The organism is Elioraea sp., assembly GCF_022842375.1.
Taxonomy (GTDB): domain Bacteria; phylum Pseudomonadota; class Alphaproteobacteria; order Acetobacterales; family Acetobacteraceae; genus Elioraea_A.
The window spans coordinates 1-18,219 of the sequence record NZ_JALHPR010000027.1 but is presented as its reverse complement, the minus strand read 5'-3'; the positions used below and the strand labels follow the sequence as shown (position 1 = coordinate 18,219).

Below are 18,219 nucleotides of genomic sequence, written 5' to 3'. Positions count from 1 at the left end.
CATGATTCCAGAACTGGGCCATTTCGCGCTCGTCCTCGCGCTGCTGCTCGCGGCCGCACAGTCGATCCTGCCACTCGTCGGGGCCGCGCGCGGCGAGGTCCGCGGCGCGCTGCTGATGGCGACGGGCCCCACCACCGCGATCGGCCATGCGGTGTTCGTCGCCACCGCCTTCGGGTGCCTGATGTGGTCGTTCGCCGTGTCGGATTTCTCGGTTGAGAACGTCTACCAGAACAGCCACTCGCTGAAGCCCATGCTCTACAAGATCACCGGCACGTGGGGGAACCACGAGGGGTCGATGGTGCTGTGGCTGCTCATCCTCGCCCTCTGCTCGGCGGCGGTGGCAGCCTTCGGGCAGAACCTGCCGGCAACGCTGAAGGCGCGCGTCCTCGCCGTGCTCGGCATGGTCGCGACCGGGTTCCTCCTCTTCACGATCCTGACGTCGAACCCCTTCAACCGCGTCTGGCCGCTGCCGGAGAACGGGCAGGACCTGAACCCGCTGCTGCAGGACCCGGGCCTCGCCTTCCATCCGCCCTTCCTCTACCTCGGCTATGTCGGCACCGCGGTCGCGTTCGCGTTTGCCTGCGCTGCCCTGATCGAGGGGCGTGTCGATGCCGCCTGGGGCCGCTGGGTGCGGCCATGGACGCTGGCTGCCTGGTGCTCGCTCACCCTCGGCATCGGGCTCGGCTCGTGGTGGGCCTATTACGAGCTTGGCTGGGGCGGATTCTGGTTCTGGGACCCGGTCGAGAACGCCTCCCTCATGCCCTGGCTGCTTGCCACCGCGCTGCTGCACAGCGCCATCGTGGTGGAGAAGCGCGAGGCGCTGAAGGTGTGGACGATCCTGCTCGCCCTGCTCACCTTCTCGCTGTCGCTGCTCGGCACGTTCCTGGTGCGCAGCGGCGTGCTGAACTCGGTGCACGCCTTCGCCAACGACCCGGAGCGCGGCGTGTTCATCCTGATCCTGCTCGCGATCACCGTGGGCGGATCTCTGTTGCTGTTCGCCTGGCGCGCGCCCTCGCTCGAACCGAAGGGCATCTTCTCGCCGATCTCGCGCGAGGGTTCGCTCGTGCTGAACAACCTTCTGTTCGCCACCGCCTGCGCGGTGGTGTTCGTCGGCACGCTCTATCCGCTCTTCGCCGACCTGATGTTCGACGCCAAGATCACCGTCGGGCCGCCCTTCTACAACGCGACCGTGTTTCCGGTGTTCGTGCCGCTGCTGGTGGCGATGGCGGTGGGGCCGCTGCTGCCCTGGAAGCGAGCCGATCTCTGGGCGGCACTGGCGCGGCTTCGGCTTGCCGCGGCCATCGTCCTCGCCTTCGCCGTCCTCTATATCGCCATGGTCGATCGCAGGCTTCTGCCGGCCCTCGGCTTCGCACTGGCGCTGTGGGTCGTGCTCGCGGCGGGAACGGACCTGGCCGAGCGGATCCGCCTCGGCCGCATCCCATTGCGCGAGAGCCTCGCGCGGGCCCGTGGCCTGCCGCGCGGCGCCGTCGGCGGCATCATCGCGCACGCGGCCATCGGCATCTGCCTCGCCGGCATCGCTGGCAAGGGCATCGCACCCGAGCGCATCACGCTGATGCGCCCGGGCGAGATCACAACGGTCGGGCCGCACACGCTGCGCTTCGATGGACAGCGCGACATCATCGGCCCGAACTGGCGCGGCACCGCGGGCGTGCTCACCCTGCTGCGCGATGGCGAGCCCGTCGCCATCCTCGAGCCGCAGCGCCGCTTCTACCCCGTGCAGCGCATGGCGACGACCGAGGCCGCCATCCGCACCTCCGGCATCGCCGATCTCTACGCGGTGATCGGCGAAACCTCGGCCGAGGGCGCGACGGTGGTGCGGCTGCACTGGAACCCGCTCGCGCCGTGGATCTGGGTCGGCACCGTGCTGATGGCGGTGGGCGGCCTCGTCTCGCTCACCGATCGCCGCCTGCGCGTCGGCGCGCCGGCGCGGCGGCGCCGCGAGGCTGCCGTGCCGGCAGCGGCCGAGTAGGAAACGATGACACGGCGGCAGGTCATGTTCGCGCTGCCAGCGCTCGCGACACTCGGTGCCGCGGGCGGGTTCTACGCGATGCTCTCGGGCATGCGCAGCGGCAGCTTCGACCCGCGCGGCGTTCCCTCCGCACTCATCGGCCGGTCTGTGCCCGGCTTCGACCTTGCCGCCCTCCCGGGCTCGAACAAGCCGGGGCTTGCCAGCCGCGACATCATCGCGGCGGCGGCCCAGCGGCCGGTGCTGGTGAACTTCTTCGCCTCCTGGTGCGTGCCCTGCCTCGTCGAGCATCCGCACCTGATGCGCCTCGCCGCGGAAGGCGTGCCGGTGTTCGGCATCAACTACCACTCCGGCTCGCAGACCGACCCTGGCGCTGTCGCCTGGCTGCGTCGGCATGGCGACCCGTTCCTGCGCATCGGCATCGACCTCACCGGCCGCGTGGCGGTCGATTTCGGCGTCTACGGCGTTCCCGAGACCTACATCATCGATCGCCAGGGCGTCGTGCGGTGGCGCATGGCAGGCCCGATCACGCCCGAGATCCTCGACGAGCAGGTCCGCCCGCTGCTGCGGAGGCTCGCCTGATGCGCGCGCTCGTGCTCGCACTCGTGCTGCTCGCGACGCCGGCCGCCGTCTCGCCCGTCGTCGCGCCAGCCTGGGCCGTGATCGATCCGCGCGAGATGCTGCCCGACCCGGAGCAGGAACAGCGCGCGCGCACCATCGGCAAGGAGCTGCGCTGCCTCGTCTGCCAGAACCAGTCGATCGACGACAGCAACGCCGGTCTCGCGCAGGACCTTCGGCGGATCGTGCGCGAACGCGTCACGGCCGGTGACAGCAACGACCAGGTGATCGCCTTCGTGACCGACCGGTACGGCGACTATGTGCGCCTGACCCCGCCCTTCAACGCGGCGACCGCGGCACTCTGGGTCTCGCCCGTCCTCGTGCTCGCGTTGGGCGGGCTTGCGGTGTTCGGCTTCTATCGCCGGCGCCAGGTCATCGACGCACCCGCACCACTGACGGAGGAGGAGCGCGCGCGGCTCGCGCGGCTCTCGGCAGAATAATGCTCACCTGGATCATCCTCGGCGTCGCGACCTTCGCGGCGCTGCTCACCCTCCTCTGGCCGGCCCTGCGTGGCGTGCGCGCCTACGCGCCCCGTGCCGCGCATGACACGGCCCTCTACCGCGCGCAGCTCACCGAGCTCGAGCGCGAGCGGGCGGAAGGCCGCCTCTCGGAGCAGGAGCATCGCGAGGCGACGCTCGAGGTGCAGCGCCGGCTGCTCGCCGCTGCATCCGAGGTGGGGGAGGCAGCGGCGCCGACGCCGCGGGCTGACCGCTGGCTCCTGCTCGGGACCGCGATCGCGCTGCCGTCACTCGCTCTCATGCTCTATTTGCCACGCGGCATGCCCGACATGCCGGCCTTCCCCTTCGCCGTGGTGGAGGCAGAGCGCCAGGCCGAGAACGCGGCAGCCGAGGTGCTGATCGCGCGCGTGCGCGAGCGCATCAACACCTTCCCTGCCGGCAGCGACGAGGCACGCCAGGGCTGGGTGCTGCTCGCTGGCGTCGAGCGCCGGCGCGGCAACATCTCGGCTGCGATCGGCGCCTATCGCCAGGCGCTGACCATCCGGTTCGAGCCAGAACTCGCGGCCGATCTTGCCGAGGTCCTCTCCATCGCCGCCGATGGCAGCGTGACGGACGAGGCGCTCGCCCTCCTCCGCCGCGCCGCGGCCGCCGACCCCGGCGATCTCCGCATCCGCTACTACCTCTCCGCCGCCGCGCTGGAGCGCGGCAATGCGCAGCTGGCGCTGGACGGGTTCCGCGCGGTCAAGGCAGCGACGCCGCCCGACAGCCCCGTTCGCGCGATGGTGGCCGAACGCATCGCGGAGGCCGAGACGCGGCTGCGCGCCGCCGGTGCCGCCGGCCCCTCGCCCGAGCAGATGGCGGCAGCCTCCGAGCTTCCGGCCGAGCAGAGGCAGCTGATGATCAGCGCCATGGTCGATCGGCTCGCGGATCGTTTGCGCTCCGAACCGAATGACGCGGAAGGCTGGCTCCGCCTTGCGCATGCATATCGCATCCTGGGGCGGGGGATGGAGGCGCGCGGTGCGCTCGATCGCGCCGCCGCTCTCCTGCCTGACGATCCGCGGGTGGTGGCGGAGAAGATGGCGCAGGGCCGGGGCGGCTGACGAGAGGTCAGGCCCGAAGATAGGTCAGATCCGAGGAAAGGTCAGATCCGAGGAAAGGTCAGGCCCGCCCCGTCAACACGCGTGCGAAGCGCTTGGCACCTTCCACCTGCGTGCCCCACCACGACCCCGTCGCAAGACGCTCGCTGCCGGAGCGGTCACCCGTCGGCGGATAGACGCCGCTATAGCGGGCCGTGCCGAACAGGATGTCCCACACCGGCAGCAGCACGGCGAAGTTGCAGCCATGCGCGCGCACGCCGATGCCTTCGTCATGGTCGAGCGCATGATGCACGCGGTGGAAATGCGGGCTGACGACAAGCCGCCCGCCAAGGCTGCCGAAATCGAGCCGCACATTGGCGTGGCTGAGGCTTTCGGCCACGCGCATCACCAGCAGCAGCAGCGGGAACTGCCCAGGCGGAACGCCGATCAGCACCGCGACGCCGGCGAACCAGAACCCGCCGATCAGGTCGTCGATCAGGTGGTTGCGATCATCGGTCCAGAACGTCATCTGCCGCTGCGCGTGATGCACCGAATGCAGCGCCCACCACCAGCCGAAGCGGTGCTGGAACCGGTGCCGCCAGTACTCGGCGAAATCGATGATCACCACGTAGAGCGCGAAGGTCAGCAGCGGCCAGTCACGCAGCGCGGGGATCGCCGTCTCGAGCGTCGGCGGGATGACGCCGGCATCGGCGAGCAGCGCCGCCCACGCGATCTCGAGCGGCTGGAGGGCGACGAACGCGAACAGCGGCACGAGGCCGAGGCGGTTCAGCAGCGTGTAGGCGACATCGGTGCCGACGGTGCTCGGCTCATCCGCCCCACGCCGCTCGACCGGCAATGCCGCCTCGAGCGGGCGACAGATGATGTAGGCGACGAGAACGGTGACGGCGCCGAGCAGCGCGAAGTCGAGCCACTCGAACGCGTCCTCCTCCCAGTGCATCCAGCCTGCGCCGTAGAGCAGGGGCAGCAGCAGCGTCTCGAACAGCCAGACCTTCACCGAGAGATACGCATCACCGATCCAGTCGATCATCGGCGCGCTTCCGCGACGAGGCGCGGCGGCGGGGCGGTGAGTGTCGCGAAGCAGAAGCCGCGCGCCTTGAGCCCGACCACGAGCTCCTCGAACACATCGGCGTATTTCTGCTCGCGCGAGCGGATGCCCCAGTGCATCACCAGCACCTCGCCATCGCGGATGGCGGCGAGCGAGCGCGAGAGCAGCGTGGCGTTCGGGTGCTTGTCGGACGGCAGCTCGTCACCGAGGAAGCCGTTGCCGGTCCAGCCGACATGGGCGAAGCCGCAGGCTTGCGCGAAGCGAAGCGCGTTCGGCGTCGTGCGCCCGCCAGGCGCGCGCCAGACCGGGTCGAGGCCGCGGCCGGTCATGGCCTTCAGCCGATCCTCCGGCGCGCGGAGCTCCGCGCACATCGCGGCACGGTCGAGCAGCACGCCCTCGCGCGCGCCCCAGGGAATGAACCGCACCTGCTCCCCCACATCGCCGCGGAAGTACCAGTGCCGCAGCGTGTGAGAGCCGAAGGCGTGCCCCTCGGCCACGCGGGCGCGCCAGAACGGGGCCCAGGCGTCGCCGAGCGAGGTGTCGCCGCGATACGTCCTCTCATCGGCGATGAACAGCGTCGCCTTCACGCCGTGGCGCGCCATCACGGCGGCGATGTCCTCCGCGCGGTCCATCCAGCCCGTGTCGACGGTGAGGTAGACGGTCTTGCCGCATTGGGCGGCGGCCGCGGGCGAGGCGAGGGCGGCGAGCGCGGCCGCGCCGAAGCCCCTACGCGAGAGCATGGAACAGGATGCCGTGCGGGCTTCGCCCCACGGGGATGTTTGCCGTGAGCGCACCCGTCTCGATGTCGATCACGCCGACGCGGTTGGCCACGCGCTGGGTGAACCAGATCTGCCGGCCGTCGGCGGAGAAATCGAGGCAGTCGGGTGCGCCTGGCGCGCGCAGGGTGCGCACTGCCGCGAGCGAGGGGGCGTCGAGGGCGGTGATCGTGTTCGCCACGCGGTTCGAGACGTAGTGGAACAGCCCGTCCGGCGAGGGGAAGACGTTGTGCGCACCCGCACCCGTGCGCACCGTGCGCAGGATGCGGCCATCTTCCGGCGCCTGCACCGTCACGTTGTCCTCGCCCATGTTGGCGACGAGAAGGCCGTGGCGCGCATCGAACACGATGCCGGCCGGTGTCTTGCCCGTCCGCGCCTTCCACAGCAGCCGGCCCGTCGCCGCCTCGACCGCCGCGAGGCTGTTGTTGCCCTGAAGCGTGAAGAACGCGACGCGGCTGTCCGGCGTCCAGGCGATGTGGCTGGGCATGTCCGGCACCGCCAGGCGATGGCGGAGCTCGAAGCTGGCCGCATCGTAGATGTCGATCTGGTCCCGCCTCAGGGACGCGACGGCGAGCATCGTGCGGTCGGGGCTGTAGAGCAGATGGTAGGGGTTGGAGATGCGAAGCCGGCGCGTCACCGCGCCGGTGGCGGGTTCGAGGAACTGGAACTCGTTGCCGGCACTGTCGCCGAGCACGATCTCGCGCCGGTCGGGCGTGTACACGAGGTGGTGCGGCTCACGCAGCGTCGGCACCTTCGCACGCTCGGCACCGGTGACGGCGTCGAGCACGCTCACCGTCGCGTCGCGGCTGTTCAGCACGTAGACGAGGCCCCTGCTTTCCGAGAGGGGTCTGGCGGAGAGCGGAACGGCTGGGGCTTGTGCGCCGGCGGGCAGGGCCGCGAGCGCCGCAGAGCCACCCAGGAACGACCGCCGTGGAAACGACTGAACCATGTTCAACTCCCTCGCGACGCCACCTGCTGTAGCACCAAGCGGCCCCGCCGTGGAACGGGCAGGTTGTGCCCGGCCGCGATGACAGGGATGTGCGTCACGCGACGGCGTCGATCCGGCCGTCCCTCAACGTCACCATCCGGTCGAACCGGTCGAAGATCTTCTCGTCGTGGGTCACGACGAGGACCGCCGCCTCGCGCTCCGCCGCGACACGGCGCAGCAGGTCGAGCACCGAGCGGGCGCGTTCGCTGTCCAGCGCCGCTGTCGGCTCGTCGGCGAGGATGATCGGCGGGTCGTTGGCGAGCGCGCGGGCGATCGCCACGCGCTGCGCCTCGCCGCCGGAGAGCCGCGCCGGCATCGCGCCGGCCCGCTTCTCGACGCCGAGGAAGGCGAGCAGCGCCTTCGCCCGCGCCCGCGCCGCCCCGAGCTCCTTGCCGGCGAGCGTCATGGCGAGCGCGACATTGTCCGTCGCATCGAGGAAGGGGAGCAGGTTGTGGAACTGGAAGATGAACCCGATCCGGGTTCGGCGAAGGGCGCGGAGATCGGGGTCGGTATAGTGCCCCCCCTCCCAGACCGGCCCGTCGCCGAGGGCGAGGATGCCGGCATCGGGCGCGGTGATGCAGGCGACGACGTTGAGCAGCGTCGACTTGCCGCTGCCCGAGGGGCCGCGCAGGCCGACCACCTCGCCGGCAGCGACGCTGAGCGAGACGCCATCGAGCGCGCGGACCGCCTGCTCGCCCTCGCCGAAGCGCTTGGTGATCCCGGACAACCCGATCAGCGTGCGCCGCTCAGCCACCGAGGGCTGCCTGCGCGTCGATCCTGAGTGCGGCGCGGATCGAGACCGCGCTGCCGAGGATGCAGATGACGGCCACCACCCCCGCCATGACCGCGATCTCCTCTGGGCCGAGGGCGACGGTGCGGGGAAACCGGTCACGCACAGCGAGCAGGAGCGACAACCCTGCGACGAAGCCGACGGAGCCGAGGAGAAGGGCCTGTTGCAGCACGAGCCCGACGATCGTGCGGTCAGGCGCGCCGATCAGCTTGAGGGTCGCGATCTCACGCAGCTTGTCCATCGTCATCGTGTAGATGATCAGCGCGATGATCACGGCGGTGACGAACAGCAGCACCACCGTGAACATGCCGAGCTGCACCCGTGCCCGCGCGACGACGGAGCGCAGCAGAAGGCTCGACTGCTCGGCGTCGGTCAGCGCTGCGAGGTGCTTCCAGCGCCGCACGGCCTCGGCCACCGCATCCGCGTCGGCTGCCCGGTGGAGGCGGGCGACGATGGCGTTGACCGTGTCGGTGTTGCCAGCGCCCGCGCCGGCGGCGGCGGACCGCCGCGATGCCGGTGGCGAGAGCTTGAACTGGAGCTCCTGGCTGTCGCGCAGGTGAAGGAACACCAGGGGGTCGCCGCCAGAGGCGACGAGCCCGCGCGTGAGCCCGACGACGCGGTAGCGGTCACCGCCCATCGTCACGGTCGCGCCAAGGGGCAGGCCAGCGCGCGCATCGGCGACGATCTCGAACCGCGCGCCGCCGAGGCCGCGCCCCGCGGCGATGGCGGACGGCCCGCCAGGCCGGCCCGGCTCGTAGCCGAGCAGCTGGGCGCGGATGATGCGCCCGGGTGCTGCCATCTCGGCCGTGCGCAGCGTGACCGCGCCTGCAGCCGCAACCCCCGGCACGCGCGCGACGATCTCGCGCACATCGCCGGGAACACGGCTTGCCTCGGCGAAGGGGCCACGCGTGCCGGCCTCGACCACCCAGAGATCGGCGCCAAGGCTGCGCGTCAGCGTCAGCGCCTCCGCCACGACGCCCTGGTAGATGCCGACCATCGCGAGTGCGACCGAGAGCAGCAGGCCAACGCCGACGCAGGTGATGAGGAAGCGCCCGAGCCTGTGGCGGATGTCGCGGAGCGCCAGGTTCATGGCGGGACCGCCACGGCCCGCCGCCCCGGCGCGAAGCCGGGGCCGACCGAAACGGCGACAGCCACGCCTGCGGGAAGGGCCGGGTCGATCGCAAGCCGCGCATCGAGCGTACGCGCGACGAAACCCACCTGTCGCCGCGCAAGCCTGCCGCCCTCAACGACCCAGATGCTTCCCGCCGCACCATCGAACCCCTCGACGGCGGCCTCCGGAACCAGCAGTGCCTCGGCAAGCCGCGCGGTCTCGATCTCGGCCTCGATCTGCTCGCCGAGGAACACCTGGTCGGGGCATTGGCGGCAGCGGAGATAGACGCGGCGTTCCTCCGTCACCCGGTCACTCTCGAGGCCGATCCGCACGACCTCGGCCGCAAGGCTCACGCCTGGCTGGCTGCGTTGGCGCACGACGGCCGGCTGGCCCAGCCTGATCGCCCCGGCGCGCCCCTCATCGACATGGACGAGGCCCCAGATCGTTTCGGGCGCGACCAGCGTGAACACTGCCTCGCCCGGGTTCAGCGGCGCGCCGGCCTCGCGGTGGCGGGCGACGACGGTGCCGGCGAAGGGCGCGGTCAGCACGTGCCTGGCGAGCGTGGTCTGCTCGGCCAGCAGCGAGGCCCGCGCATCGGCGATCGCCGCGCGCGCAACGGCTGCGTCGGCGCGGTTGACCGCAAGATCCGCGATCGCGGTCGCGACCTCCGTCTCGGCCTGCTCGGCGGCCTCGGCGCTGCCGGAGCCGCGGCTGGCGAGCTCGCGCCGCCGCCGCGCCGATGACTGCTTCTGCGCCAGCAGGGCTTCAGCGCGCTCGCGCGCTGCCTCGGCGCGTTGCGCGACCGCCTCGGCGCTCATCACCGCTGCCTCGGCGCGGGCCACGCGCGCGGCCTGCGTCGCGTCGGCGAGCTCTGCCAGCACCGCCCCCTCGGAGACGCTGTCGCCATGATCCGCATGGACGCCGCGCAGCGTGCCGGCAATGTCGAAGCCGATGCGCGAGAGCAGCTGCGCCTCGATCGTGCCGAGGCCGAACACGCGCACCGGCACGTCACGCGCAACGGCGGCGACGGGCACCTGCAACGGTCGCAGGCGCTGCCAGGCGACGCCGCCCGCAGCGGCTGCAACGAAGAGCACAACCGCGACCAGTTTCGAGGACATCCGCATGGCAGCACCCTAGCCCACGGTCCTCCCGCCGGCGTTGCGCTGCATCAAGTTCAGAGGGCGGGCGGGCGGGCACGTCACGACCGGCCCGCACTTGCGGCGCGATGGAAGAGGCTTACCCTTGCCTCATGCCGGACAGTCACGCAGCCCCCGCCACAAGCCCACGCCCCGTGAAGCCGGCCGATGCAGCGAGCCTCGTGATCCTGCGCGAGGGGGATGATGGGCCAGCGGTGCTGATGGGCCAGCGCTCGGCGAGGCACCGGTTCATGCCGCGCGCCCTGGTGTTCCCTGGCGGCAGGATCGACCGCGAGGACAGGATGGCCCCGGCCCCCTCCTGCCCCGGCCTCCCGCCCGCCTTCGCCGCCGCCGCGCTGCGCGAGACGGTGGAGGAAACCGGCCTCGTCCCCGCGCGCGACGTGCCGCTCGCCTATCTCTGCCGGCTCGTCACGCCCGCGCACCTGCCGATCCGCTTCGATGCGCGCTTCCTCGTGGCGGGGGCCGAGGCGTTCTCCGGCACGCTGGGCGGGTCGGGAGAGCTCGAGTTCCTGCGCTGGGTTGCGCTCACCGAAGCCGTCACACTCGAGCTGTCGCAGCCGACGCGGGTGGTGATGGAGGAACTCTCGTCCTGGCTCTCGCTCGGGCCGGGCGGGCGAGACACGCACGTCCCCGGCACCTGGCGGCACCGCGGCGGTGCGCTTCGCCGTTTCCCCGCCGGTCAGTTCACCGCGCGGAAGGCCTCCTCCGGGCCCTGAAGACGCTCCGCCACCCCATCGGCTTCGAGTTTGAGGAGATGGGCGAGGACAGAGCGCGCGGCCGCTCGCACCAGTGGCTCGGCAAGGCCTGGGTACAGGGTCGGCACGATTGCGGCGGCCGACGCATTGCCGGCGCGCAGCGCAGCGAGGATTGCTGCCTCGCGGGCGAGCCTGTGGGCGAGCAGCGCCTCGGTGTGGCCGCGCGGGTCGTTGATCGCCGGGCCATGACCCGGCAGGTAGACGGTCTCGCTTCGGCCAAGCAGGCGGCGGAGGGAGGCGATGTAGGCACCCATGTCGCCATCGGGCGGCGAGACCATGGAGGTCGACCAGCCCATCACATGGTCACCGGAGAACAACACGCCCTCGCCGTCCAGCGCGAAGCAGAGATGGTCCGACGCGTGGCCTGGCGTGTGGATGGCGGTGAGCGTCCAGCCGGGGCCAGCGATCGCCTCGCCGTCCGCCAATGACTGGTCGGGCAGGAAGGGCGGGTGGCCGGCTCCGACCGAGACGGTGCGCGCAGCCTCCGGCCTGCCGAAGCCGTACACCGCCGCGCCAACGGCAGCGGCAAAGCCGGCAGCACCCGCCGAATGATCATGGTGGCCGTGGGTGACAAGGACATGCGTCACCACCTCGCCGGCCAGGGCCGCGAGCAGGGCACGGCGATGCGCGGGATCGTCAGGCCCCGGGTCGATCACCGCGACGTGGCGCTCGCCGACGATCCAGGTCGAGGTGCCGTGGCAGGTCATCGGCCCCGGGTTGCGCGCGACGATGCGGCGCACGAGCCGGTGCATTCCGATTGCGGAACCATAATCGGGCACGGGTTCTGTCAGCAACGGCGGCGATGCCATGCCCCGCACCATAGCGCGCGGACGCGGCAGCGCCTATCGCGCGGGGCGTAATCGCTGGAAGGTGAGCAGGACGGCGCCGAGCACGATGCCCGCCCAGTGCGGCGCTGGAATTGACACGCCGCTGGCCCATTCCAGCAGCCCGTCGACCGCGGCGGGGAACACCAGCAGCGTACCGGCGAGCGCGAGCGCCCAGCGCTCCCACCCCGCCATGCGGCGGAAGCCCATGCCCTGCGCGGCGGCGGCGAGAAGCCCAAGGCCGAGCGTCGCGAGCGTGGTGATCCACGCGACATCACCCCAGGTCATGCCTGGCGCGCGCTGGAGCAGCAGCCCGACGCCGAGCGGATCAGTCACGAACATGAAGGGCAGCACGAAGGCGGGCAGCGTGTACTTCCACGCCATCAGCGTGGTGCGATAGGGCCCGGCGCCGGTGATCGCTGCGGCGGCGAAGGGCGAGAGTGCGGTCGGCGGCGACACCTCTGACAGCACGGCGTAGTAGAAGATGAACATGTGCGCGGCGAAATCGGGAACGCCGAGCTTGATCAGCGCCGGTGCGGCGATGACGGCCGAGATGATGTAGGAGGCGGTGACGGGAACGGCGAGGCCGATCACCCACACGATCAGCCCGGTATAGACCGCCGTCAGCGCCAGCGATCCGCCAGCGTAACGGATCGCGATCTCGGAGAACTTGAGCCCGAGCCCGGTGAGCGTGACGACGCCGACGATGATGCCGGCGCAGGCGCAGGTGGCGGCGACGTTCAGCACCTGCACCGCACCGCCCTCGAGGGCGGTGATCGCCTTCCGCGGCGTCATCGCGCATTCGCGGCGAAGCCAGGAGAGCGCCGCCGCGACGGCGGTCGCGTACACGACAGAGAGCGTCGCCGAATAGCCGACCAGCAGGAACGCGACGATGGAGACGAGCGAGGTGAGGTGGAACCAGTACTTGCGGAACAGCTCGCCCGCGCTCTCGGCGAAGCCCTCCTTCCCGGTCTCCTTCACGCCGAGGGCGCGCTGGTCGAGCTCCACCATGAAAAGCAGGCCGGCGTAGTAGAGCACGGTCGGGATGATCGCCATCTCGATGACCTGGAGATACGAGATCTTCAGGAACTCGGCGATCAGGAACGCGGCAGCCCCCAGCACCGGCGGTGAAATGATCGCGCCCAGCCCGCCCGCCGCGAGCAGCCCGCCGGCATCGTGCGGCGAATAGCCGACGCGCTTCATCATCGGCCAGGCGACGGAACCCAGCGTCACGGTCGTCGCGACCCCAGAGCCGGAGGGCCCGCCGAGGAGGAACGACGACAGCACCACGGTGCGACCGGCGGAGGAGGCCTTGCCGCCCATCAGCGCGAAGGAGAAATCGACGAAGAACTTCCCCGCCCCCGTCACCTGCAGCACCGCGCCGAAGATGGTGAACAGGATGATCAGCGAGGAGGAGACATCGACGGCGGTGCCGAAGATGCCCTCCAGCGTGATCGTCAGGTGCGGGATCAGCCGCTCGCTGTCATAGCCCTGGTGGGTCCAGGGGGCGGGCAGGTGGTTGCCGAAGAAGGCGTAGAGCAGGAAGGCGATGGAGATGCCGGGCATGATCGACCCGGTGGTGCGCCGCGCCGCCTCGAGCACGAGCACGAGCAGGCCCCAGCCGACGACGAGGTCCATCGGCTCGGGGAAGATCGCCCGATCGGTCAGCTCGTCGCCGCCGGTGATGATGTAGTGCATCACGAAGAGCGCGGCCGCGATCAGCGCGACATCCCACGGCATCAGCCGGTTGCGGAAGCGTCTGGCGGCGGGGAACAGCAGGAACGTCAGAACCAGCACGAAGCCGACATGGATGTAGCGCATGTACATCGTCGGCACGATGTCGACCGCGGCATAGAGGTGGAACGAACTCATCGCCAGCGCGAGGAGGGTGCCCACGATCGCGAGCGGGCCGCGGAAGCGGTTCTGCGCGCCCTCCTCCTGCTCGATCAGCGCCTCGACCTCGGCGGCCGTGCGATCGTCGAGTTCCGCCGCCTCTGGCGGCAGGTGGTGCTGTTCGTTGACGGTGCTCATGACGGTACTGGGCTGAGGCGATGGGGGCGGGGGCAGCGAAGCCCCCGCCCGTCACGTCCTTCCCGATCGCTCAGGCGAGCGAGGCGCCGCGGGCCTTCCAGAAGGTCTCGGCCGCGGGATGCCAGGGGATGCCGGCCGCAGCCGATTTCTGGTTCTCGATCCTGAAGTTCCGCGCCTCGGCGTGCACGAGGTGAAGATCGGGCAGGTTGTCCCAGATCGCGGCGAGAAGCTGGCCAACGAGCCCATCAGGCATGTCGGCGCGCACGGCGATCACGTTGGCCACCGACATCTGCTTGTTCGGCGCGGTCTGTCCCGGATAGGTGCCGGCCGCGATCTCCTCGGCGAAGTAGACCGGGCCGTGCTTCGCAACGATCGCCGGCACGAACTCGGCATGGTCGACGAGAACGAGGCGCTGGCCCGGCGAGGCGCCGAGGTCGGTGATCGCCGAGGTCGGCACGCCCGAGACGAAGAAGTAGGCGTCGAGCTTGCCGTCCTTGATGGCGTTCGTGCTCTCGGCCGGCGACAGGCGCTCGCGGGCGCGGAAATCCTTCTCGCGGTCGATGCCCGCCGCCTCGATCAGGCGGAAGGCCATCACCTCGGTGGCACTTCCCGGTGCGCCGGTCGACACGCGCTTGCCCTTGAGGTCCGCCATCTTGGTGATGCCGGTCGATGCCACCGTCACCACCTGCATGCGGTTCGTGTACATCACGAGGATGGCGCGCGCGGGCACCGGCCTGCCGGTGAAGCGCTCCTTGCCGGCCACGGCATCGACCGCGGCATCGACCTGCGTGAGGACCATGCCGACGCGGTTCGCACCGAGCAGCTGGAGGTTGGCGACCGAGCCGCCCGTCACCTCCACCGTGGCACTCATGCCCGGGATGGTCCGACTGAAGATCGACGCCATGCCACCGCCGAGCGGGTAGTAGACGCCGCCCGTCGTGCCGGTGGCGATGGCCAGTTGCTGCGCCTGGCCGAGGGCCGGGCCGGCGACCGAGGCGAGCCCGAGGCCAGCAGTGCCGGCCAGCACGGCGCGGCGGTTCAGTGATGTCGTCATTTTCTTGTCTCCTCCCCGGGCCTGACCGGTTCCAGATGCCCGAAAGGCCCTTCCGTCGACCATACGCAGCACGGGCGCGCGACGCAAACCGCGCGCATTCCATCCGGCCGTTGACGCACATCAAGGCAGCCGCAGGACATCTGCGCTGATATGCCCCCATGACAGACCGGATGGCGGATGTATGCTTCCGCCGCACACACAACGAGACCAGGAGGGGGATGCCATGAAGGCACGTGACCTGATGACGCCGGACGTGGTGACGGTGGCGCCGAACACACCCGTGATGGGCGTGGCCCGGCTGCTGGCCGAGCGCCACATCAGCGCGGTGCCGGTGACCGATGCCGACCGCAAGGTGCTCGGCCTCGTCTCGGAGAGCGACCTGCTGCGCCAGGTGGCCGGCCGAGAGGACGAGACGCCCGGCTTCTTCAAGAGCCTGTTCGCCGACCCGAGCCGGATGGCAGAGCAGTATGTGAAGTCGCACGGCCGCACGGCCAAGGACATCATGACCACGCACATGATCACGGTGACGGAGGACACCCCCGTCGGCGAGATCGCGGAGATGCTGGAGAAGGTGAATATCCGCCGCGTCGTGGTGCTGCGTGACGGCAGGCTCGCCGGCATCGTCAGCCGCGCCGATCTCCTGCGCGCGCTGGTCTCGCCGCCGACCACCGCACCGTCGGATACGTCGGACGAGGGCATCTATCGCACGGTCGTGAACGAGATGAAGAAGCAGTCCTGGGCCTCGACCTTCTACACCACGGTGGTGGTGAAGGACGGCGTGGTCGAGTTCTACGGCTATTGCGGCTCCGACGACTATCGCCGCGCGCTCCGCGTGCTGGCCGAGGGCGTGGCCGGCGTGAAGGGTGTCGAGGACCATCTCGTCGTCGGGCCGCTCTACGTCTATTCCTGATGGCGTGTCGCAGACCGACCTTCTGATCGTTGGGGCAGGCAGCGCAGGCTGCCTGCTCGCCAACCGCCTCTCGGCCGACCCCTCGCTGACCGTCACCCTCGTCGAGGCTGGCGGCGCGGGGGGCCACCCGTTGAGCCGCCTTCCCGCCGGCTATTCGCGGCTGATGGAACACAGCGACCTCACCTGGGGCTATCGCACCGCGCCCGATCCGGCGACGGCCGATCGCGCCATCCTGTTCCCGCGTGGGCGTGGGCTCGGCGGCTCCTCGGCGATCAACGGGCTGATGCAGGTGCGTGGCCAGGCGGCCGACTTTGACGGCTGGGCCCAGAAGGGCTGCCGTGGCTGGAGCTACGACGAGGTGGTGCCGTATTTCCAGCGCACCGAACGTTATGACGGGCCCGACGGCGATGCCTCGCGCGGGCGCGGTGCCAAGGCTGCCACGGGCGTCGCCGTCACGCAGGTGGTCGAGCGTGGGCCGCTTCTCGAAGGGTTCATGACGGCAGCGCAGCGTCTCGGCCTGCCCTACAACCCCGACTATAACGGCCCGGTCCAGGACGGCGTGGCCTGGACACAGCAGACACGGCAGGGGCGCTGGCGGTCGGGCGCGAAGGAAGCCTTCCTCGACCCCGCCTCCCGCCGGCCGAACCTCGCGATCATCACCGATGCGGTCGTCACCGCCGTGACGTTCGAGGACAGGCGGGCGAGCGGCATCGCGCTTCGCCGCGCGGGGCGCGAGGAGAGGATCACGGCCAGGCGCGCGGTGATCCTGTGCGCCGGCGCGATCGGCACGCCGCAGCTCCTGCAGCTCTCCGGCATCGGGCCGGCCGAGGTGCTCGCCCGCGCCGGCATTCCCGTGCTGCACGACAGCCCCGGCGTCGGCCGCAACCTGACCGACCACTACCTCATGCGCATGGCCTGGCGCGTGCGCGGCCTTCCCACCGCCAACGAGCGCAGCCACGGCTTGGCACTCGTGCGCGAGATCGCGCGCTGGGCCGTGAAGGGCGAGGGCATCCTCACCTGCTCCGCCGGCATGATCACGGCGTTCATCCGCTCGCGCGAGGGACTGGCGAGCCCCGACATCCAGGCCGTCGTCGCACCCGGCTCGTGGCGCGAGGGCCGGTTCGGCCATCTCGAGGATGAGCCCGGCGTCTCGATGGGCGTGTGGCAGCACAGGCCCGAGAGCCGCGGCGAGGTCGAAATCACCTCACCCGATCCGGCAGCAGCGCCGCGCATCCGCCCGGGATACCTGACGGCGGAGGAGGATCGCCGCGCGCTGGTCTGGGGCATGCGGTTCTGCCGGCGCTGGGCCGCCACGGCACCGCTCGACGCGCATGTCGGCCCCGAGGCGCTGCCAGGCCCCGCGGCGGAGAGCGACGAGGAGTTGCTTGCCGTCGCCCGCTCGCGCGGCTCGACCGTCTATCACCCGTGTTGCTCGGCGCGCATGGGCCCCGATGGCGACGCGATGGCGGTGCTCGACCCTGAGCTCCGCGTGCGTGGGCTTGACCGCCTCTACGTCGCCGATGCCTCCGCCTTTCCGGCGATGACCAGCGGCAACACGAACGCCACCGTCTACATGCTGGCGGAGAAGGCATCCGACCTGATCGCGGGGCACCTCGCGGCGTAACCGCTTCCGCGACACGGCGGCGATGGGCTAGCGAACACCGATGCCGAAGGCGAAGGTCCAGCCCGCTCCGCACGCCCGAACGCCGCTTGCGGCGCGGAGCGGCGCGCGCAAGGCGAAGCCGCGCCAGGATGCGAGCCGAAAGCCCCGCCCGAGGCGCCGCCGCTGGTTGCTGCGCGCCCTCGTGCTTGTCTCGCTCTGGTCGGTGATCGCGGGCGCGGGCGTCCTCACCTGGCTCGCCTGGGACCTGCCGCGCCCAGAAGCCGCGCTCGCGGCAACGCGGCGGCCGACCGTGACGTTGCTCGACGCATCCGGTGGTATCCTCGCGCAATCGGGCGACCTCTATGGCGAGACGGTGAACCCGCGCACCCTGCCACGCCACGTGGTGGATGCGATGCTGGCCACCGAGGACCGGCGGTTTCGCTCTCATTTCGGCCTCGACATCATCGGCCTGGCGCGCGCCGCGGTGGCCAATGTCGCGGCAGGACGCGTCGTGCAGGGTGGCTCGACGATCACGCAGCAGGTCGCGAAGAACCTCTTTCTCACGCCTGAGCGTTCGTTCCGCCGCAAGGGGCAGGAGGCGCTGCTCGCCCTCTGGCTCGAGCGCAGCTACGGCAAGGACGAGATCCTCGCCATCTGGCTCAACCGTATCTATCTCGGTGCCGGAACGTATGGCATCGATGCCGCTGCGCGCGCCTATTTCGGCGTTCCCGCGCGCAGCCTCTCGGTGTGGCAGTCCGCGGTGATCGCGGGGCTGCCGAAGGCACCGTCGCGGCTGAACCCGCGCGCCAACCCCGATGCCGCCGTCCTGCGCGGGCGCGAGGCCATCGACAACATGGTCGATGCCGGGTGGCTCTCTCAGGCAGAGGGCGCACGCGCAAAGGCAGAGGCCGCGCGCGGCTTCGCGGCAGGCCCGCCGCGCGGGCGCGGGGCGTTTGCGGAATGGGCCGAGGGGCGGCTGGGCGCGCTGCCCGCGACGGGCGGTGCAGTCACGCTG

The 18,219-nt window shown here is 70.9% G+C and carries 17 protein-coding genes; 8 read left to right on the top strand and 9 right to left on the bottom strand.

Annotated features, from left to right (window positions below):
• Position 1: 1 nt before the first annotated feature.
• The 4 genes from Q0C38_RS18625 to ccmI are packed head-to-tail and all read left to right on the top strand — an operon-like array spanning position 2 to position 4,163.
• Positions 2–1,990, top strand: a complete 1,989-nt coding sequence (locus tag Q0C38_RS18625) for a heme lyase CcmF/NrfE family subunit (protein ID WP_291298626.1) — start codon at positions 2–4, stop codon at positions 1,988–1,990.
• Between the two features lie 24 nt (positions 1,991–2,014).
• Positions 2,015–2,569, top strand: a complete 555-nt coding sequence (locus Q0C38_RS18620) for a DsbE family thiol:disulfide interchange protein (protein WP_291298625.1) — start codon at positions 2,015–2,017, stop codon at positions 2,567–2,569.
• Positions 2,569–3,045: a cytochrome c-type biogenesis protein gene (locus Q0C38_RS18615; protein ID WP_291298624.1), complete on the top strand. Its 477-nt coding sequence runs from the start codon at positions 2,569–2,571 to the stop codon at positions 3,043–3,045. Before Q0C38_RS18620 ends, Q0C38_RS18615 begins: the two co-directional genes overlap by 1 nt.
• Entirely contained in the window at positions 3,045–4,163 is a 1,119-nt protein-coding gene (gene ccmI / locus Q0C38_RS18610) for a c-type cytochrome biogenesis protein CcmI (RefSeq protein WP_291298623.1), read from the top strand. Before Q0C38_RS18615 ends, ccmI begins: the two co-directional genes overlap by 1 nt.
• Positions 4,164–4,221: 58 nt before the next feature.
• On the opposite strand, the gene Q0C38_RS18605 is transcribed toward ccmI, so the two are convergent.
• The 6 genes from Q0C38_RS18605 to Q0C38_RS18580 all read right to left on the bottom strand — a co-directional run bounded on the left by Q0C38_RS18605 (position 4,222) and on the right by Q0C38_RS18580 (position 9,994).
• Positions 4,222–5,187 carry a sterol desaturase family protein gene (locus Q0C38_RS18605; RefSeq protein WP_291298622.1) on the bottom strand — a complete coding sequence of 322 codons (966 nt, stop codon included), beginning with the start codon at positions 5,185–5,187 and terminating at the stop codon, positions 4,222–4,224.
• Positions 5,184–5,945 carry a polysaccharide deacetylase family protein gene (locus Q0C38_RS18600; RefSeq protein WP_291298621.1) on the bottom strand — a complete coding sequence of 254 codons (762 nt, stop codon included), beginning with the start codon at positions 5,943–5,945 and terminating at the stop codon, positions 5,184–5,186. The genes Q0C38_RS18605 and Q0C38_RS18600 overlap by 4 nt, the downstream gene beginning before the upstream one ends.
• Positions 5,932–6,930, bottom strand: a complete 999-nt coding sequence (locus tag Q0C38_RS18595; RefSeq protein WP_291298620.1) for a YncE family protein — start codon at positions 6,928–6,930, stop codon at positions 5,932–5,934. The genes Q0C38_RS18600 and Q0C38_RS18595 overlap by 14 nt, the downstream gene beginning before the upstream one ends.
• Before the next feature lie 94 nt (positions 6,931–7,024).
• Complete coding sequence (locus Q0C38_RS18590; RefSeq protein ID WP_291298619.1) at positions 7,025–7,723, bottom strand: ABC transporter ATP-binding protein; 699 nt, start codon at positions 7,721–7,723, stop codon at positions 7,025–7,027.
• A complete protein-coding gene (locus Q0C38_RS18585; RefSeq protein ID WP_291298618.1) occupies positions 7,716–8,849 on the bottom strand; it encodes an FtsX-like permease family protein in 1,134 nt (377 codons plus the stop codon). The genes Q0C38_RS18590 and Q0C38_RS18585 overlap by 8 nt, the downstream gene beginning before the upstream one ends.
• On the bottom strand, positions 8,846–9,994 hold the full coding sequence (locus Q0C38_RS18580) for an efflux RND transporter periplasmic adaptor subunit (RefSeq protein WP_291298617.1): 1,149 nt from the start codon (positions 9,992–9,994) through the stop codon (positions 8,846–8,848). Before Q0C38_RS18580 ends, Q0C38_RS18585 begins: the two co-directional genes overlap by 4 nt.
• 167 nt (positions 9,995–10,161) lie before the next feature.
• Between Q0C38_RS18580 and Q0C38_RS18575 the strand changes: the two genes are divergently transcribed.
• Positions 10,162–10,743 (top strand): NUDIX domain-containing protein, encoded by a 582-nt coding sequence (locus Q0C38_RS18575; protein WP_291298616.1) that lies wholly within the window; start codon positions 10,162–10,164, stop codon positions 10,741–10,743.
• On the opposite strand, the gene Q0C38_RS18570 is transcribed toward Q0C38_RS18575, so the two are convergent.
• The 3 genes from Q0C38_RS18570 to Q0C38_RS18560 all read right to left on the bottom strand — a co-directional run bounded on the left by Q0C38_RS18570 (position 10,707) and on the right by Q0C38_RS18560 (position 14,691).
• Complete coding sequence (locus Q0C38_RS18570) at positions 10,707–11,534, bottom strand: MBL fold metallo-hydrolase (protein ID WP_291298615.1); 828 nt, start codon at positions 11,532–11,534, stop codon at positions 10,707–10,709. The genes Q0C38_RS18575 and Q0C38_RS18570 overlap by 37 nt on opposite strands.
• Before the next feature lie 90 nt (positions 11,535–11,624).
• Positions 11,625–13,637 carry a TRAP transporter fused permease subunit gene (locus Q0C38_RS18565; protein WP_291298614.1) on the bottom strand — a complete coding sequence of 671 codons (2,013 nt, stop codon included), beginning with the start codon at positions 13,635–13,637 and terminating at the stop codon, positions 11,625–11,627.
• 70 nt (positions 13,638–13,707) lie between these two features.
• Positions 13,708–14,691: a TAXI family TRAP transporter solute-binding subunit gene (locus Q0C38_RS18560; RefSeq protein ID WP_291298613.1), complete on the bottom strand. Its 984-nt coding sequence runs from the start codon at positions 14,689–14,691 to the stop codon at positions 13,708–13,710.
• Between the two features lie 223 nt (positions 14,692–14,914).
• On the opposite strand from Q0C38_RS18560, the gene Q0C38_RS18555 reads away from it, so the two are divergent.
• From Q0C38_RS18555 to Q0C38_RS18545, 3 genes are all read left to right on the top strand, one after another.
• Positions 14,915–15,601 carry a CBS domain-containing protein gene (locus Q0C38_RS18555; RefSeq protein ID WP_291298612.1) on the top strand — a complete coding sequence of 229 codons (687 nt, stop codon included), beginning with the start codon at positions 14,915–14,917 and terminating at the stop codon, positions 15,599–15,601.
• 4 nt (positions 15,602–15,605) lie between these two features.
• The gene (locus Q0C38_RS18550) at positions 15,606–17,225 is read left to right on the top strand and encodes a GMC family oxidoreductase (protein ID WP_291298611.1); all 1,620 of its coding nucleotides are present in this window, start codon (positions 15,606–15,608) and stop codon (positions 17,223–17,225) included.
• Positions 17,226–17,391: 166 nt separating this feature from the next.
• Positions 17,392–18,219 (top strand): transglycosylase domain-containing protein (locus Q0C38_RS18545; RefSeq protein ID WP_291298610.1); only part of this gene is annotated, 828 nt, incomplete at its 3' end.